This window comes from Luteitalea sp. (assembly GCA_009377605.1).
Classification (GTDB): Bacteria; Acidobacteriota; Vicinamibacteria; order Vicinamibacterales; family Vicinamibacteraceae; genus WHTT01.
Genome location: WHTT01000027.1, coordinates 1 through 16,955, shown reverse-complemented (window position 1 = coordinate 16,955; position 16,955 = coordinate 1). Strand labels below are relative to the sequence as shown.

General features: G+C 65.7%; 16 protein-coding genes and 1 pseudogene. 10 read left to right on the top strand and 7 right to left on the bottom strand.

What is annotated here, in order from left to right; genetic code table 11:
• Positions 1–39 precede the first annotated feature (39 nt).
• From GEV06_11185 to GEV06_11160, 6 genes and pseudogenes are all read left to right on the top strand, one after another.
• Positions 40–780, top strand: coding sequence for an HAD-IA family hydrolase (locus tag GEV06_11185; protein MPZ18461.1), 741 nt, complete (start codon positions 40–42; stop codon positions 778–780).
• 213 nt (positions 781–993) lie between these two features.
• Entirely contained in the window at positions 994–2,427 is a 1,434-nt protein-coding gene (mgtE, locus tag GEV06_11180) for a magnesium transporter (protein MPZ18460.1), read from the top strand.
• Positions 2,424–3,173, top strand: coding sequence for a TSUP family transporter (locus tag GEV06_11175; GenBank protein MPZ18459.1), 750 nt, complete (start codon positions 2,424–2,426; stop codon positions 3,171–3,173). The genes mgtE and GEV06_11175 overlap by 4 nt, the downstream gene beginning before the upstream one ends.
• A pseudogene (locus GEV06_11170) lies at positions 3,173–3,292 on the top strand (oxidoreductase). The gene GEV06_11175 and the pseudogene GEV06_11170 overlap by 1 nt, the downstream one beginning before the upstream one ends.
• A gap of 131 nt (positions 3,293–3,423) precedes the next feature.
• A complete protein-coding gene (locus tag GEV06_11165; GenBank protein MPZ18458.1) occupies positions 3,424–3,615 on the top strand; it encodes a hypothetical protein in 192 nt (63 codons plus the stop codon).
• An 81-nt stretch (positions 3,616–3,696) separates the two neighbouring features.
• On the top strand, positions 3,697–4,602 hold the full coding sequence (locus GEV06_11160) for a flap endonuclease (protein MPZ18457.1): 906 nt from the start codon (positions 3,697–3,699) through the stop codon (positions 4,600–4,602).
• A gap of 161 nt (positions 4,603–4,763) precedes the next feature.
• Here GEV06_11160 and GEV06_11155 read toward each other — a convergent pair whose 3' ends face one another.
• The 3 genes from GEV06_11155 to GEV06_11145 all read right to left on the bottom strand — a co-directional run bounded on the left by GEV06_11155 (position 4,764) and on the right by GEV06_11145 (position 10,137).
• Positions 4,764–6,380, bottom strand: a complete 1,617-nt coding sequence (locus GEV06_11155) for an FtsX-like permease family protein (GenBank protein ID MPZ18456.1) — start codon at positions 6,378–6,380, stop codon at positions 4,764–4,766.
• Positions 6,381–6,524: 144 nt separating this feature from the next.
• Positions 6,525–8,351 carry an ATP-binding cassette domain-containing protein gene (locus GEV06_11150; protein ID MPZ18455.1) on the bottom strand — a complete coding sequence of 609 codons (1,827 nt, stop codon included), beginning with the start codon at positions 8,349–8,351 and terminating at the stop codon, positions 6,525–6,527.
• Complete coding sequence (locus GEV06_11145; GenBank protein ID MPZ18454.1) at positions 8,335–10,137, bottom strand: ATP-binding cassette domain-containing protein; 1,803 nt, start codon at positions 10,135–10,137, stop codon at positions 8,335–8,337. Before GEV06_11145 ends, GEV06_11150 begins: the two co-directional genes overlap by 17 nt.
• 191 nt (positions 10,138–10,328) lie before the next feature.
• Between GEV06_11145 and GEV06_11140 the strand changes: the two genes are divergently transcribed.
• A complete protein-coding gene (locus GEV06_11140; GenBank protein ID MPZ18453.1) occupies positions 10,329–11,078 on the top strand; it encodes a hypothetical protein in 750 nt (249 codons plus the stop codon).
• Between the two features lie 118 nt (positions 11,079–11,196).
• On the opposite strand, the gene GEV06_11135 is transcribed toward GEV06_11140, so the two are convergent.
• Entirely contained in the window at positions 11,197–11,343 is a 147-nt protein-coding gene (locus GEV06_11135; protein ID MPZ18452.1) for a hypothetical protein, read from the bottom strand.
• A 32-nt stretch (positions 11,344–11,375) separates the two neighbouring features.
• Between GEV06_11135 and GEV06_11130 the strand changes: the two genes are divergently transcribed.
• From GEV06_11130 to GEV06_11120, 3 genes are all read left to right on the top strand, one after another.
• A complete protein-coding gene (locus GEV06_11130) occupies positions 11,376–11,864 on the top strand; it encodes a damage-inducible protein DinB (GenBank protein ID MPZ18451.1) in 489 nt (162 codons plus the stop codon).
• 106 nt (positions 11,865–11,970) lie between these two features.
• Entirely contained in the window at positions 11,971–12,297 is a 327-nt protein-coding gene (locus GEV06_11125) for a PadR family transcriptional regulator (GenBank protein ID MPZ18450.1), read from the top strand.
• A gap of 2 nt (positions 12,298–12,299) precedes the next feature.
• Positions 12,300–14,891, top strand: coding sequence for an FtsX-like permease family protein (locus GEV06_11120; protein MPZ18449.1), 2,592 nt, complete (start codon positions 12,300–12,302; stop codon positions 14,889–14,891).
• 278 nt (positions 14,892–15,169) lie between these two features.
• Here the strand turns inward: GEV06_11120 and GEV06_11115 are convergent, their stop codons facing one another.
• From GEV06_11115 to GEV06_11105, 3 genes are read right to left on the bottom strand one after another with little or no spacing between them, the layout of a single operon-like run.
• Positions 15,170–16,141, bottom strand: coding sequence for a threonine dehydratase (locus GEV06_11115; GenBank protein ID MPZ18448.1), 972 nt, complete (start codon positions 16,139–16,141; stop codon positions 15,170–15,172).
• Between the two features lie 37 nt (positions 16,142–16,178).
• Positions 16,179–16,586: a hypothetical protein gene (locus GEV06_11110; GenBank protein ID MPZ18447.1), complete on the bottom strand. Its 408-nt coding sequence runs from the start codon at positions 16,584–16,586 to the stop codon at positions 16,179–16,181.
• A gap of 10 nt (positions 16,587–16,596) precedes the next feature.
• On the bottom strand, positions 16,597–16,947 hold the full coding sequence (locus GEV06_11105; GenBank protein MPZ18446.1) for a hypothetical protein: 351 nt from the start codon (positions 16,945–16,947) through the stop codon (positions 16,597–16,599).
• Between the last annotated feature and the right edge of the window lie 8 nt (positions 16,948–16,955).

The following is a 16,955-nucleotide window of genomic DNA, read 5'->3' as shown; positions in this document are numbered from 1 at the left end:
CGATTTTTATTGTGCCACGTCGCCTTGGAGAAACCTACGGTGATTCCATACACGCAGATCGACACCATCTTTCTCGACTCCGGCAATACATTGATTTCGATCGACTTCGATTGGGTCGCGTCAGAGCTCGCATCCCGCCGGCTTGTCTGCCTGCCGGACGCGCTGCGACGCGCTGAAGCCGCGGCGCGGCCCCAATTCTCGCAACGGCTATTCGTCGATGGCATCAGCGAGGGTGTCGACCTCTTTGGGGCCTATCTGTTCGCGATGTTTAGCAAGCTCGACGCCACGACAGCCTTGCCTGCTTCCGACCTCGAGTCGCTGGTCGCAGAGCTCGGGACAGTACTCCGCCCCGACGGCCGCGCCAGCGACCTGTGGCGGTCGGTCATGCCCCGTGTACCGGACGCGTTGGCAAAGCTCCGCGATCTGGGGGTGACGCTCGCGGTCGTGAGCAACTCCGACGGCACGGCTGAACGAAGCTTGGAGGCCGCCGGGCTCAGGTCGTATCTCTCGGTGGTGATCGACTCGACAATCGCCGGCTATGAAAAACCGGACCCGCGTATCTTTCATCGAGCGATCGAGGCATGCGGCGCGCAGCCGGATCGCACCCTGCACGTCGGCGACCTCTATCATGCCGATGTTGCGGGTGCGCGTGGTGCTGGCCTGCACGCTCTGCTGCTCGACCCGTTCCATGATTGGCCGTCCCTCGACTGCGAGCGGGCGCCCGATCTGTGGGCCGTGGCGGATCTCGTCGCTCGGTCGCGCGAACATCCCGCGGTCTGATCGCGATGTCATTGCCGCCGCCACGGCGCGTTCGGCGAACGCGCCCTACCATCATGGTTCGGCGAACGCGCCCTACCACGGCGGTGGTAGGGCCGCCTCGCCGAGGCGGCCGTTATCTCACCGAGGCGTCCGCGATACTTCGCTGCGCCTTGCCGCGAGGGGTCGTCACGCCCCTCGTCGGCTTGTCAAGAGCACCGAACCCGCGGAGCACCTATGCAGATTGGACGCCCAGAGGATCGCCTGCAGGCCAGCCTCGGCGAGGTGACGCGCCTGCTGGAGACGCATCGGGTTCTCGACACGCTGATCCACCGGCAGGAGGGATCGCGTCGCGACCTGTTGGAGAACCTCCAGCATCGGCAGAACCTGGCGGAGCTCCACGGTCGACTCCGCACGCTGCATCCGGCGGATCTCGCCTTCATTCTGGAGACCCTCCCGCGCGACGATCGGCACCTGGTCTGGAGCCAAACGCCGACCGAGCTGAAGGGACAAGTGCTGGTCGAGGTGTCCGAAGGCGTGCGAAGGTCGCTCGTGGAGGAGTTGCCTCATGCTACGCTCGTGGCCGCGCTTCGCGTGCTCGATGCCGACGACTTGGCGTATCTGAAGGACGCGGTCCCGGACGAGGTCTGGCATGAGGCGTCACGATCCCTCGACGCGGGGGACCAGAGCTTTCTGCGGGCGACGGTCGCCTATCCAGAGGACAGCATCGGTCACCTGATGAGCGGCGAGGTCGCGGACGTGCGGGAGTCGGGAACGCTGCAGGAAGCGATGGGCGACTTGCGGCAGCGCGGCCCGTTGCCCGACCACACCGACCGCCTCTACGTCGTCGACGTGCGCAACGTCCTGCGCGGCGCCGTGTCACTGGCGGATTTTCTCCGTCACGATCCGCAGGCGCCGATTGCAGGCGTGATGACGACGGATATCGTGACGTTCAAGCCGGACGAGCCGATCGACTCTGCCGTAAAGGCGTTCGAGCGATACGATTTGATCTCCGCTCCGGTCATCGACGACCGCGGGAAGCTGGTGGGGCGGCTCAGCGTGGACGTGGTGATGGATTGGGTGCGTGCTGAATCCGATCGACGCACGCTCAAGCGCGCGGGGCTGAGCGGCGACGAGGATCTGTTCGCATCGGTCATGGACTCGGCGCGCAACCGCTGGCCGTGGCTGATGGTCAACTTGCTCACGGCTTTCGTGGCTTCCCGCGTGATTGGCCTGTTCGAGCACACCATCGAGCAGCTCGTCGCGCTGGCGACGCTCATGCCCATCGTCGCGAGCGTGGGCGGGAACACGGGCAACCAGACCGTCGCCTTGGTCGTGCGCGGTCTGGCGCTCGATCAGATCCAGTTGGGCAATGCCCGATATCTCGTTCGCAAGGAGGTGCTGGTCTCGCTGCTGAACGGCGTGTTGTGGGGCCTCCTGGTGGGCTTCTTCGCGCTCGCCATCTATCGGAGCGCGTCGCTCGGTCTCGTCATGGCGTCCGCCGTGTTCCTCAATCTCTTGGTCGCCGCGCTGGTCGGCATCGCCGTGCCCTTGGCCTTGCAACGTACTGGTCGCGATCCCGTGCAGGGCGCCAGTGTCCTTCTGACCTTCATCACGGACAGCATGGGCTTCCTGCTCTTTCTGGGCCTGGCGCAGATGTTCCTGCTGTGAGCGACCTGGCTGCCTACACCGTGTGCGCAGCAGCGGGCCTGGTCGCGGGCACGCTCAACGTCTTCGCGGGCGGCGGCTCGTTCCTGACGCTGCCAATCCTTCTGTTCTTGGGCCTGCCCGCTGGTGTGGCCAACGGCACGAACCGTGTGGGGGTCCTCGCGCAAAGCGTGAGCGCCGTCTTGAGCTTCCACGCGTATCGCGTGATGGACTGGCGGTGGGCTCTTGCTGCCAGCATGCCCATCCTCGCTGGTGCCGCGGTGGGCACGTGCGCCGCCCTGGTCGTGCCAGACCTCGCCTTCCGGCGCATCCTCGCCTCGTCTATGCTCGCGCTGACGGTCTGGACGCTCTGGCGCGATGCGCTGGGCGCGGCCGTCCGGAGCGAGCCGCGTCCTCCCGGGCACTGGGCGAGCGTGGTCGGCTTCTTCGGCGCGGGCATCTATGGCGGATTCCTCCAGGCCGGCGTCGGATTCCTCCTCCTCGCGCTCACGACCACCGCAGGCCTGGATCTCGTGCGCGGGAACGCCGTCAAAGTGCTCGCAATCCTGCTCCAAACGCTCCTGTCGCTCGGCATCTTCGCCGGCACCGGCAATGTCCACTGGCCGCTCGGCCTCGCGCTCGCTGCCGGCTACACGGCAGGCGGTGTCCTGGGCGCGCGCATGACCGTGCTCAAGGGGCATCGTTGGCTCCAGCGCGCCGTGACGGTGACGATTGTCTTCTTTGCGATCCTCCTGTGGTTGACCGACTGAGAGTGATTGATCCGCGAGAGATCGCGACGATGGTGGCGTATCTCGCGAGCCCGCTGTCATCGGCTACCAACGGCGCCGCGCTTCGCGCTGAGGGAGGACTGCTTCGCTCAATTGCGTAGGACCATGAGCGAACAGTCTTCACCGGGTTCGTGCGGGACAAGCCCGCCTTGCCGCTGGGTAGCGGAGGGCGGCAACTGCGTTGACAGCATACTGGAACAGGGTATAGTAATTGCCTATCAGGAGGTCGTTCATGACCAGACCCGAGCTCCGCAGGCTCACCGCGAAGATGGTCGTTCTCGGCATGTTGTTGATGGCCGTCGTCCTGTTGGCGACACCGGCGCACGCAGCGGTCGCGGCGGCCGGCCCGGAAGCCTGCTGGAATCCCTGCACCTTGCTGCAGATTATCTTCCCTAAACTGATGTGCGTTCAGGCTTGCTTCTAGACATCTCCAACGCTACTACGGTGAAGCCGAAGAGTTGATCGGAGCACACGGGCTCTTGTAGGGTTGTGCGGGAGCTGCACTCTGGACGTCCATCTCATCGATGGCACATACGAGCTATTCCGGCACTACTACGCCCTGCCGTCCGCGCGGGATCAAGACGGGCGGGAGATCGCTGCCGTGCGCGGGGTTGTCACATCGGTGCTGAACATGGTCAGCGGTGGCGCCACCCACGTCGGTGCGGCGACCGATCATGTCATCGAATCGTTTCGCAACGAGCTCTGGCCGGGTTATAAGACGGGCGAAGGCGTAGAGCCGGAGCTGCTCGCCCAGTTTCCGCTCCTCGAAGAAACGCTCTCAGCCGCAGGCATCATCGTCTGGCCGATGGTGGAGCTCGAGGCGGACGATGCGCTTGCGGCGGCGGCCGTGGCGGCCGCGAGGGATACGCGGGTCGAGCGCGTGATCATCTGCACGCCGGACAAGGACCTCGCCCAATGCGTGCGTGGCACTCGGATCGTGCAGCTGAATCGCCGGACCGGCGTTCTCTGCGACGAGGCAGGCGTGGTCCAGAAGTTTGGTGTCTCACCGGAGTCGATTCCGGACTACCTGGCGCTGGTCGGCGACGCGTCCGATGGTTATCCTGGTCTACGCGGCTGGGGCCCGAAGTCTTCCGCAGCGGTGCTCGCCAAGTTTGGCCATCTCGAAGCGATCCCGCCCGATTGGCGCGAGTGGCGCGTGAACGTCGCCAACGCCGGCGGCCTGGCCCTCACGCTCTCCCGCGAGCGCGATCACGCCCTCCTGTTTCGAACCCTCGCCACCCTCAAAACCAACGTGAAGCTCTTTGACGACGTGGAGCAGCTGCGATGGGACGGTCACACGCCTGCATTCGAGACCATCGCGGCACGATTCGACGCGGCGGTTACCGAGGCAACGCGCGGCAGCGCGCGCCGGACCGCAGAGCGGGGCAAAGCTCGGGGCCAGATTCGATGATGTCCGCGCTCGCTGGACGTTGGTACTCGTAGCGCAGGCCTTCAGGCCTGCCCATCGCGGTGTAGGCAGGCCTAAAGGCCTGCGCTACGGCTGACTATCAAGAGAGCTGCAGTCTTAGATCTGCCCAATTGCTACATCGCAGCCGTCGCCAACCATTGAGGTCATTCGCTGCGCAGTGCGTCCAGCGGATTGACCGATGCGGCTTTTCGGGCGGGGACGATGCTCGCGCCGAGAGAGACGAGGGCGAGAAGCGCGGCGGCCGCGATGACCGTTGGCGCATCCATCGCGTCGACGCCGAACAACTGGCTCTGGACGAGGCGGCCCAGCGCGAACGACGCCGGCAGCGCGATCGCGAGGCCGGCAGCGGCCAGCACGGTTGCTTCGCGGAGGATCATCCCGCCGGCAGACCAGCGTGACGCGCCAAGCGCGACGCGTATCCCAATCTCCTTGGTGCGGCGCGCGGCTGAGAAGGAGAGGACCCCGTAGAGACCGATCGTCGCCAGCAACGTCGCCACGAAGGCGAAGGCCCCGGCGAGCGTGGCCAAGAGGCGCTCGTTGATGAGCATCCGATTGAATTGATCGTCGAGCGTGCGCAGCGCGAGAACCGTCAACGTCGGGTCGATGCGGTTCACGAGCGTGCGAATCGACTGGACCACGGTCTCAGGGGAGCTGCGCGTTCGGACGTAGAAGGTTGCCCGGTCCGTGGTGCGCTCCCACAATGGCACGAAGACCTCGGCTTCCGCTTCGCGCTGGTTGAGGTTGTAGTACGTGCTGATCACGCCGACGATCTCGATATCCGCGACCGTGGTGGGCAGGTTGCCGAGGCCCAATCGTACTCCGATGGGGTCGACATCGGGTATGAACCGTCTCACGAACTCCTCATTGACGATCGCCGACCGCAGCGCCCATTCCGTCTCGGCATCGTCTTGCGCATCGGTCTCGTTGAAATGGCGTCCTCCGATCACCGGCACGCCCAACGCGTCGAAGAATTCTGGAGTAACGGCGTTCCTGGTAATGTCGTCCGCGACGATGCGCTCGTTGGCTTCGATGGTCAAGCCTCCATTCCACGAGCCGTCTCTCACGATCGCATCGCGCGCGGCCCCAACGCGCTCGACATCCGGCAACGCGCGGAGCTCCGCCAGCAATCGCCAAAGAAGCGGCTTCACCTGCGTCTCGCGATATCCATCCTGCACAGGCTTTACGCTGAACATCAGCAGGTTGGTTGTCGGGAAACCTGGCCCTCGGGCCTGGAGACTGCCAAGTGTTCGGGCAAAGAGGCCTGCGCCAATCAACAGGATGAGCGCGAGCGCAAACTGCGCAGCGACGAGCACCTTGCGCGCGCTGAGACCAGCCGTGACGGCAGACGACTGCTCTTTGAGCGCGCTCACGGCCGGCACGGACGCCGCGTAGAGCGCTGGCAGACCGCCAAAGAGCGGCAGTGCCCGCAGGAGCGCCTGATCCGCTAGGGAAAAGATTGCGGTATTGGCACCGATGCCCAGGGCAAGCGACAGAATGATCGTTGCTGCGGAGACAGGCGAGCTTCTGATCTGACGCAGCGCGTACTGGATATCTCTCGTCAGATGATCGAGCCACATCCAGCGGCTCGACTCATAGAAGCGTTCGCGGCTGCTGGTGGCATTTCCAAAGGCACGGTGCGCGGCCGCCATCGCCGCCTTTCGGTCCATGCCCTGCGCCATCAGCCGGTCAGCCTCGATTTGGAGATGAGCCTGGACCTCGTCGCCGAAATCGTGGTCGCTGCGATTCTGTTTGCGGAACACAACTTAGCCCCCAGCCGCTACCACCCCGCCCCGAGCCCACCGCCGCGGACCTCGGGTTGACATCCGACCCAACAATGCAAGATCTTGGGTCGCATGTCAACCCAAGTCGCGACCCAAGTCACGACGATGGTGTCGCGCTCGCCCTCAACGGTACGCCGCAGCCTGGATGCCGTAGAGCTCCGAGTACTGCCCGCCCCGCGCGATGAGCTCCTCGTGTGTGCCCACCTCCACGACCCGTGCGCCGTCCAAGACGACGATGACATCGGCCATGCGCACCGTGGAGAACCGGTGCGAGACGAGAATCGTGATCCGGCCGGCATCTCTCTCGCCGTGCGCCGCACTGGCGTAGTGTTCGAACAGTGCATGCTCGGTCTCCGCATCGAGCGCGGCCGTGGGCTCATCGAGCACGAGGAGCAGGGGGCGGTCGCGCATGAAGCCGCGTGCGAGCGCCAGCTTTTGCCACTGACCAAATGACACCTCGACGCCGCCTGGCCATGTCGGACCGAGCTGCGTGTCGAGCCCAGACTTCAGACGTGAGACGACGTCGGTGGCGCCCGCCCGCCCGACCGCCCTGACGATCGCCGGCTCGTCCTCGAGGCGCGGCACATCGCCCACGCCTACCGTCTGACGCGCGCGGAGCTCGAAGCGGAAGAAGTCTTGGAACGCGCCGGCCAGTCGCGCCCGCCAGTGATCGGCGTTGATTCGAGCCAACGGCGTATCGTCCACGAGAATCGCGCCCGATCTGGGCTCGTACATCTTTGCAAGCAGCTTGACCAGTGTGGTCTTGCCGGCGCCGTTCTCGCCAACGACGGCCACCACCGCACCCGCAGGCAGCGACAGCGATACATCGTTGAGGACCAGGCGTGATGTGCCTGGATACGCAAACGACACGTGATCGAAGCGAATGCCGTTGCGGAGAGCGGCGGGCACCGGCAGATCGGCCGACGCTGTCAGCGATGCGGCGTAGTCTTCGAGCCACGCAAGGCGTCTCGAGCCGTCCATCCAGAAGCCCCGCAGGAAGCCAATCTCGCCAACCGTCGCACCGATGTATGCCGACAGGCGCGATCCCGCTGCGAGCACCAGCAGCACGTCGCCGGCCGGCGCGCCGAGACCAGACGATACGAAGACGACAGCGCCGACGTAGGCGGCGCCGAAGAGCGCCCAGGCCAGCGTGTGCCACATGGCGGAGCCCCACCGCACTGCCGACACCGGCGCGTACGCCCGCTCCCATGCCGCCCGGCGCTGCGCCACCAGTCGATTGCCGATGCCCGTGACGCGCACCTCCTTCCCTGGTGGTGCCGTCGTCGCCGTCGTGAACAGGTGCCGAGCCAGCCGGTTGGCCTGCGCAGCACGCTCTTGAGCCTCGCGTTCGACGACGGGACGCCACGTCGACGTCAGCACTGTGGGCAGCGCGAAGAGCGCGAGCAGCACGAGCGCAACATGAATCGAGGCGAGCAGAGCCACGGTCACACCAAGCCGCAGGATCCAGCCACACGTCGAGAACAGCGACATGTACATGTGATCGAGCACGAATACCTGATCGCGCAGCATCGCGAGCCGATCGAGGTAATCGGGACGCTCGTGGTGCGCGATGGTCGCAATCGAGGCCTGGAGCCGCGCGACGTGCGACTCGAGCGCAATCGTCACCTTGTCGCGGAAGCGGCGCTGCACCCGGGTGCTGACCGTGCGGAGAAACCAGGTGGCCGTGGCCGACAACGCGAGGCCGATGGCCGCCGCGAGCACGAGCCCCGGTCTGCTCTCGAGCACGCCCTCGCCGAGCAGCATCAGCCAGAGCGCGATCAGGGCGTCGGGCAGCGCCGCGAGCTGCGACAACACGAAGGCCGCCAGCATCAGCCGCGGCTCGTGGCGGTAGCCCAGCTTGCACAGCCGCCACATCGACGACAGCGCTGGTGGCAACTGGTCGAGCGTCGTCGGCTCGGTGTCGACAGTGCGCTCAGCCGAGGACGTCATACGTGGTTTCCTCCTCGTCTTCCGTCGCGCTGAAGCGCTGCGCCTGCAGGTTGAACATCGTGCGATAGCGACCACCCTTGGCCATCAGCTCGTCGTGTGTCCCGAGCTCGATGACCCGGCCATGCTCGAGCACGCAGATGCGGTCGGCCTGGCGCACCGTGGAAAAGCGATGCGAGATGAGGATCGTCGTGCAGCGGCGCGTGGCCGATAGGATCCGGTTGAAGATCTCGGCCTCACCGCGCACGTCGAGCTGCGCGGTGGGCTCGTCCAGCAAGACGAGCCCTACACCGAGCTCGACGGCCGAGAGAGCGCGCGCCAGCGCGACGCGTTGCCACTGGCCGCCCGAGAGATCGGTTCCACCTTCATAGCCGCGGGCCAGGACGGTATCGAGGCTGGCCATATCGGCTGCGCCCGCGGAGACGAGCGCGCGGCGTACGACGTCGTCGGGGGCGCCTGCGGGAGCAACGTTGTCGCGGAGCGACAGCTCGAAGCGGGTGAAGTCCTGGAACACGGCGGTCACACGCTCGCGCCAAGACTCCACCGAGAGATCGCGGAGATCGACGCCGTCGACCTCGATGGCGCCCGACTGCGGGTCGTACAAGCGGCACAGGAGCTTAGCGAGCGTCGTCTTGCCGGCGCCGTTCTGTCCGACGATCGCGAGAGACGATCCGGCGGGAATGCTGAGATCGAAGTGGTCGAGCACCGGTGAGGCACCGCGCGGATAGGCAAACGTGACGTCGCGGAAGCGGATCTCGCGCGCCGGCATCTTGCTGGCTGCACGGCTGCCGCGACGAAGCGCGCCGGCGGCGGCCATCGCCGGCTCGAGCCGCAGCACGGCGGCCACCGGTGCGGCAGCGCCGTCGAGCGCCCAGTTGAGGCCGCCGAACGCAATCATCGAGGCGCCGACCGCGCTCTGGGCGAACACGACGAGCTGCGCCAGGCTCAGGGTCCCGTTGTCGGCGGCGTTGGCGAACGACCAGAACAGCGCAACGTTTGCACCAGCGACGAGCAGCAAGCTCCACAGCACCGGCTTCTCACGCAGCCGTGTGGCTTCGTATTGCAGCGCATGCAGGCGTGCGCGACGGGTGACGAAGCGATCGATGGTCCACGCGGCAAGGCCAAAGAGACGCAGCTCCTTGGCTGGAGCCGGATCGACCGCCAGTCGGTAGGTGTACTCGGCGTCGCGCTGCGCGGCGCGGACGACGTCGGTATTGCGGTCGTGCCAGACCGCGCTCTCGCGGAGCAGCCAGTGCGTGGCGAGCCATGCGCTGCCCAGGACGAGTGGCGCCCACCACGCATAGCCGAAGAGCACCATGACGCAAGCAAGGCCGCCAATCAACTCGACCAATCCGCTTGCAATGAACTCCATCGAGATGCTGAGCGGCGGACCGGTGATACCGAGATCGAAATCGCGGGCGACCGTCAGGTCGCTGGTGAGCTTCGGGTCTTCGAGGTGTCCCATCCCGGGAGGGCGGACGCATGCCTCGGTCAGGCGGTCGTAGAGCCAGGCAGCGGTTCGATCGCCGAGGTTTGCGCTCAGTGCCTGGTGGAGAGGTGTAAGCACCTGGAGGAGGACAAACAGAGTGCCGACAAAGGTAAGCGGGCCCGCGAGGCTATGTCCCTGCTGCACCGCGCCCACCAGTACGCCCATGGCAATGGCGAACAGGGCAGGCAGCGCGCCACGAAGGAAGAGCACGAGCCACCAGGCCACCGCGAGGGGAGTATCGGCCCTCGGCAGCACGCTGAAGAACTTCCATTCGTTGCGTTCCCTGAGACGGCGCAACACGATCGGTCCCTCCAGTCACGAGCGCGCCCTGGAGCGCGCGACCCGCCGAGTGCATGCTACTACCTGCCGAGACGCGGTGCCTTGTAAGAAATTGACCAGCCTGACCGTACTCGACGCGTTCGATCCGCGAGCGCCGAGCGTTTACGGATACGGACGAATCGGCAGGCGAACGGAGAGTTGTTGTGGAAGTTATGAGCGCAGGGCTTGGCGTTGCACGAGAGGCGGCAGTCGTCGGGACGCTTGCGGTGCGGAAACCGCGCGGCGAGCACCTGTTCTTCAGCAGTATGGCCGCCGCGGCCGCGCTGACCGTCTTCGCCGGCTTCGCGCCTACGTACTATCTCAAGGGGACGTTCGACGCGCCGGCGCTCACGCCGCTGTTGCATCTGCACGGCGCTCTCTTTACCTCCTGGATCCTCCTCTTCATCCTGCAGACGTCACTCGTCGCGGCGAAGCGGACAGACATCCATCGGCGGCTCGGTGTGATCGGCGGGCTGCTGGCGGTCGCGATGGTCGTGGCGGGCGGGGCGGCGGCGCTCTGGTCCGTCAGGCGCGGATTCACACCGCCGGGTGGCCCGCCTCCGCTGGTGTTCTTCGCGATCCCGGTTGGCGACCTGGTAGTCTTCCCGACGCTGGTCGGGTGCGCCCTTCTGTACAGACGCCGGCCCGACACACACAAGCGGCTGATGCTGCTCGCGACGATCGGCCTGCTGACCGCGGCCATTGCCCGCCTGCCCGTGGTCGCGGGAACAGGCCCGCTGGTCTTCTTCGGTCTCACGGATCTCTTCGTGGTCGTCTGCCTGCTCCACGACCGCCTGATGCGTGGACGCATCCATCCCGCCTTTCTCTGGGGCGGGCTGTTTCTCATCGTCTCGCAGCCGCTGCGTCTGGCAATCGCGGGCACGGGCGCCTGGCTCGCGTTTGCCGCGTGGGTTGCTGGTTGAGGCAAATGGCGCGTTCGCGCCTTCGCGCTCCGCGCTACGGCGGACGGGTCGGCGAACGCGCCCTACCAAGGAAGGTAGGGACGCCTCGCCGAGGCGTCCTTCGCTTCGCCGAGGCGCCCTACACAAACTGCTGATCGTCCGCCGATGGGCCGTAGATCGCCGGAACGGGTCGATCATTGAGCCGCAGATACACGGTCAGTTGCCCCCGATGATGGGCGAGATGGTTTAGTGTGTCCCGAAGGACGACGTGCCTTGGCAGTTCCATGACGACCTTTCCACTGACGAGGTGAATGGCAAATGGTGGATCACTTCAGAATGCTCGCTCGATACAATCGCGTGGCGAACGAGCGGTTGTACGACGCCTGTGCGGCTTTGAGTGATGGGGAGTACCGCAGGGAGCGGCCCGGCTCGTTCGGCAGCATCCATCGTCTTCTCAATCACCTGTTGCTTGGTGACCGCATTTGGATGGATCGATTCCACGGCCAGGGCGCGGAGACGCCACCGTTGGGCGCCATTCTCTTTGACGAGCTGGTCGATTTACGTTCCGCTCGCGTCCGGGAAGATGATCGAATCATCCGCTTCTTCGACGCTCTCGATGAAGGCTTCCTGGCCCGCTCTCTGGACTATGTGAACTATCTTGGGCGCCACTACGTGGACGAGGTTCCGGTTGCGGTGGCACACTTCTTCAACCACCAGGCCCATCACCGCGGCCAAGTGCACGTGATGCTCAGTCAGGCGTCGATTGCGCCACCAAATCTCGACCTCCATCGAATCATCAACCCCTGATCGCCGGTCAGCTCGTCAAGCCGTAGCCCCGTCGCCCCACACTGGCAGCCGATGCATCGTGGTTGATCACTAGCGCTGTTAGTGTTAGTATGCGTGCCGATACGATATGTCGACGCACGCGCTCCAGAACTTCGAGCTGCATGTGCTCGTGGCCATGCTCCGCGAGAGAGGCGAGACCTACAGCGTGCCGCTCGTGCTCGAGCTCGAGAAGCGCATCGGTCGGCCGGTCTCCCAAGCGGCGGTCTTCATCGCCCTGAAGCGGCTCGAGCAGAAGGGACTCGTGACGTCGCGCCTCGACGAGCCGGCGAGTGGCCGGGTCCGCCGCTACTTCAAGGTCACGAAACAGGGCCTCGCCGCAGTGGAAGCCCAACGCGTCGAGCACGTCCGCCTCTGGCGGGGCCTCGAGCGCGTGCTGAGAGTACACAAGGCCTGACAATGCGCTGGCTCCTTCGCTTCCTTGTGAGCGACGCCGACCGACGCGAGATCGAGAGCGACCTGGCGGAGCTTTACGAAGTTCGGCGGCGTCGGGAGGGAACTCGCGCCGCCACCCGCTGGTTGCGTCGACAGCGCGTGCTCTATCCCTGGCACCTTCTCGTCGACCGCGTGCGCGCCGCCCTTCCTGGAGCCACCACGATGCAGCATCTCTGGCGGGACTTCCGCTATAGCCTCCGCAGCCTGGCGCGGGTGCCGGTGCTGTCGGCCACGATTGTGCTCACCGTTGGCGTTGGGCTGGGCGCGACTACGGCGATGATCAGCCTCGTTCGGGCAATTCTCGTCAATCCGCTGCCGTACGCCAATCCGGGTTCGCTCGTCTGGATCTATACGGACAACTCACCATATCGCTTTTCTCTGTCGGTCGTGGACTACAGGGCGCTCGAGGCGGACCATTCGACTTTCAGCGCGATCGCAGCGTATCAGACCGGGGACGTTACGGTCACCGAAGGCGCGCTCGCCGAGCGCGTTTCCGCGAAGGCGGTGACAGGGTCGTATTTCCCACTCGTCGGCCAGAACGCGCACGTCGGCCGTCTCTTCGACGTTGCCGATGACGAGCGCGGCGATCGGTCCGTCGTCTTGACCCATGCCTATTGGGCGCGACGTTTCGGAGGCGACGCGTCCGTGCTGGGGCGGACGCTGACGGTTGACGGTGCGGGCTACACGATCCTCGGCGTCCTGGAGAGAACAGCGGGTCCGCTCGAGCACGACGTTGTCCTGTTCACCGTCGCCGACTGGGCGACGCCCACGCGAAAGGGTCCATTCTTCACGACCGTGCTGGCGCGTCTGCGGCCTGGCGTGTCGCGCGCGGCGGCGCTCGACGCGCTACACGCCACCAATCGCCGGCTCTTTCCGATCTGGCGATCGTCGTACCAGGACGAGAAGGCGACCTGGGGCATGCTGGATCTCAAGGAGCGCGTGGTTGGCGAGATCGGTTCGATATTGTTCGTCGTGCTCGCCGCGGTCGGGTGCTTGTTGCTCATCGCCTGCGCGAACGCCGTCAATCTACTGATTGCGCGCGGGTTGCAGCGGAGCCGCGAGCTGGCGATTCGCGGAGCGCTTGGGGCGTCGCGCGCGCGCATTCTGCAGCACGTGCTGGTCGAGGCCGCGGCGCTCATTGTCGGTGCCGCGCTGGTGGGGCTGGCGGTTGCTGCTGTCTCTCTGCAGCTCGTGACCGCGCGCGGCACGGCGTACATCCCGCGCATCGACGAGGTCCGGCTCTCTGGTGCCGCTCTCGTTTGGCTGGCTGGCCTGTCGCTGGCGACGAGCATCGTCATGGGGCTCGTCCCGGCATGGCACAGCTCACGGCTACGGGTGGACGAGGCGCTGAGGGCGAGCGGGCGATCGACGACCGATGGACGTGCGGCGCGCCGCGTACGGCGAGCGCTAGTGGCGGCGGAGTTCGCGCTCGCGACTCCACTCCTCGTGGCCGGCGCCCTCGTGCTTGCGAGCCTCGACCAACTGATCCGTGTCCCTGTCGGGATCGACACGGCGCGCATTCTCACCGCGGCAGTGTCGCTTCCCAGTGGACGCTACCCGCAAGACGTGGATCGAGAGACGTTTTGGAAGCGTGCGCTGCAGCGCGTGGCGGCGCTTCCGGGTGTCGAGGCCGCCGCGCTCGCCGACAGCCGGCCGCCCGACGACATCGGTATCCGGAACAACTTCGATCTCGAAGATCGCCCTACGCCACCCGGTCAAAACCAGCCAATCTCTCCCTGGGTGGCGGCGTCCCCCGAGCTCTTCGGAACCGTCGGCCTTCGTCTCGAACAAGGCCGGCTCCTCGACGATCGCTCCCTTCAAGAGGATGTCGTCGTCGTCGACCGCGCGTGGGCCGACCGATTCTTTCCGGGCGAGGAGGTCTTGGGCCGCCGCTTCCGTAGCGGTGGGTGCACGAGCTGTCCGTGGACCACCGTTGTCGGTGTGGTGGGTAACGTGAAATGGACCGGCCTCGACGCCCCGGAGGACGGCACGGTCTATTTCCCGTTCGTGGATCTCTCGAATGCCTTCCTCGTGCTCCGGACAACCGGCGACCCCGGGACCTTGTCGCAGTCCCTACGCCGGGTGATGAAGGAGCTGGACCCGGGCCTCGCGCTCTCGAGCGTGGCCACGGGCGACGAGCTGGTCGCTGAGGCGCTCGCGAGGCCCCGCTATCTCAGCGTGCTCATCGGCATGTTTGCGCTCACGGCGCTCGTGTTGTCCGTCATCGGCATCTACGGGGTCATGGCCTACTTCGTCCAGCAGCACACACGCGACATCGGGATCCGGCTCGCGCTCGGGGGCGATCCCGCCCGCGTCCGCCGCATGATCGTCCTGCACGGGCTGCGGTTGGTCGTGGTAGGCGTGACGGTTGGCATTGGAGCCGCGCTCGTCGCCAGTCGCTTGATGGCGACCGTCCTCTTTGACGTGAGCGCCACAGATCCACTGACGATCGTTGGCGTGGCAGCGACGCTCGTGGCCGTCGCGCTCATAGCGTGCCTCGTGCCGGCGCACCGTGCGGCCGGCGTCGATCCGGCGGAGGTTCTGAGGGAGGGTTAGTCGACTGCTCGAGCGGCTTCCTGCCATCAGAGCAGCTACCATCGATCCGTGCATCGTTCTCCGGCACGAGTAGTTGTTCCCCTGCACACTGATGCCGTACCATCGTTGTTGGTTAGCCTTCTTCCGAAGGTCATGAATGAACGTTGCCTCGGACCCAGTCATCTCTGCGCTGGACAACATCGTCCGCAACGGCTCCGCGACGGAACAGGTCATGGACGCCCTCCGGCGTGTGCTCCAGCAGCTCGAGTCGTTGTCTGAGCAGATGGCGTGGGGCGTGGCTACGAAGTGGCGATGCGGGCGAGCGTGGGCAGGGTCAGGTTGCCGCCGCTCATCACGCACACGACGCGCTGTCCGCGCAGCGCGTCGCGCTGCTTCCAGGCCGCCATGAGCGCGGCGGCGCCGGCGCCCTCGGCCAGATTGTGTGTCGTCCGCAGCGCGAGGCGTACGCCGTCCGCCAGCTCCTCCTCGGTCAGCGTCACCACATCTGCGAGGCCCTTGGCAAGAATGCCGAACGTGAGGTCGAACGTGACGCGCGTGGCCATGCCTTCGGCAAACGTATTGGCGTGCGTGCTGGTGACCCGCTCGCCCGTCCGCCACGACCGGGCGAACGCGTCGGCACCGGCCGCCTGCACACCGATGATGCGCGCACGGCTGCCGAGGACGTCGCGAACCGTCACGAGCCCTGACGCGCCGCTTCCACCGCCAATAGGCACGTAGATGACGTCGACATCCGGCAGCTCTTCGAAGATCTCCAGGGCATAGATTGCGACGCCGGCGATGAGCAGCGGCTCGTTGGCCGAGTGCACGTAGCGCATGGTTCCGGTGGCAGCGCGCCGCTCCAGCTCCTCGCGCGCTTCGTCGAAGTCGCGACCGTATGCGACCACCTCGGCGCCGAGGGCACGCATCGCCGCGTTTTTTTCGGGATTGTTTCCGCGCGGCACCAGGATGGTGCAGGGCACGCCGTATTGCCGGCAGGCGAGCGCCATCGACTGCCCATGATTGCCCGTGCTCGCCGTGATGACGGGCATGCCTGGATCCGTCTCCACCAACGTCGACACGAGATTCAGCCCGCCCCGCACCTTGAATGCGCCGGTCGGGAGATGGTTTTCGTGCTTGATACGTATGTCGCAGCCCAGCTCCTCGACGAGGGTGGGGTGCGACAGCAGCGGCGTGCGGGGCAGCCGTCCGTTGAGTCTCGCACGAGCTCGAAACACGTCGGCGAGCGTCGGAGGGTGCAGCGTCGGCCTCATGCCTGCCTCGCGTCAATCAGTCGGGCGCGTCGAGCAATCAGGCGCGAGCAGCCGTCCCGCTCTGCGCCGCCGCTGAATCGCCGTTCCGACGCTGACGCCGTCGTGTGACTCTGGTCGCGCGCCGCTGGCTTGCCTGGCTCTCATGCCTGATCGCTTCGAGTAATTCCGGTTTCTCTGCTGCGATATGCAGCAGAACCAAAGCCGGCCCTTCGGGTACACGCCGGTCCGCTTCCCACGCTTGTACAAGCTTCGTACTTACGTTGAGATATCGCGCGAAGACCGCCTGCGAGGCATGGAGGGCAGTGCGAACGCGCTTCACCGCGCGGCCGTTCAGCGGTGCCGGTGGAAGCGGCAGCGTCGCCGTTCGCAGGTTTCGCTTGCCCTCGGCATGCTCAAGCGCCTCTTTCATCGATCCGAGAAGCTCCCCAAAGGTCTCTTTCTTCATGGAACTCACCTCACGCCTGGTCTCTGATCTGCGTGGCAATCTGTCGCAACTGACGCTTCTGTTCCGCCGTTAGCTTCGCGGATTCGTTCTTCCCGTACACGAAAATCAAATAGATGCGGTCTTTATGTTTGAGCCACAAGTAATGAACGCGCGCGCCGCCACGCTTACCCTTCGCCCGCCCTGGATCACGCATCCGAACCTTGCGCAGCCCGCCGGTCCCCGGTTCCACATCGCCCGCTTCCGGATTGGCAAGCAGCTCGTGCTGCAACATCTGTAGGGAATCCTCGAGGTGGAGCGCAGTTACGCGCTTCGTGAACACCGTCGTCTCGACGAACGTCAGAAGGCCCGGAGTCGTTGCCATGCCCTACA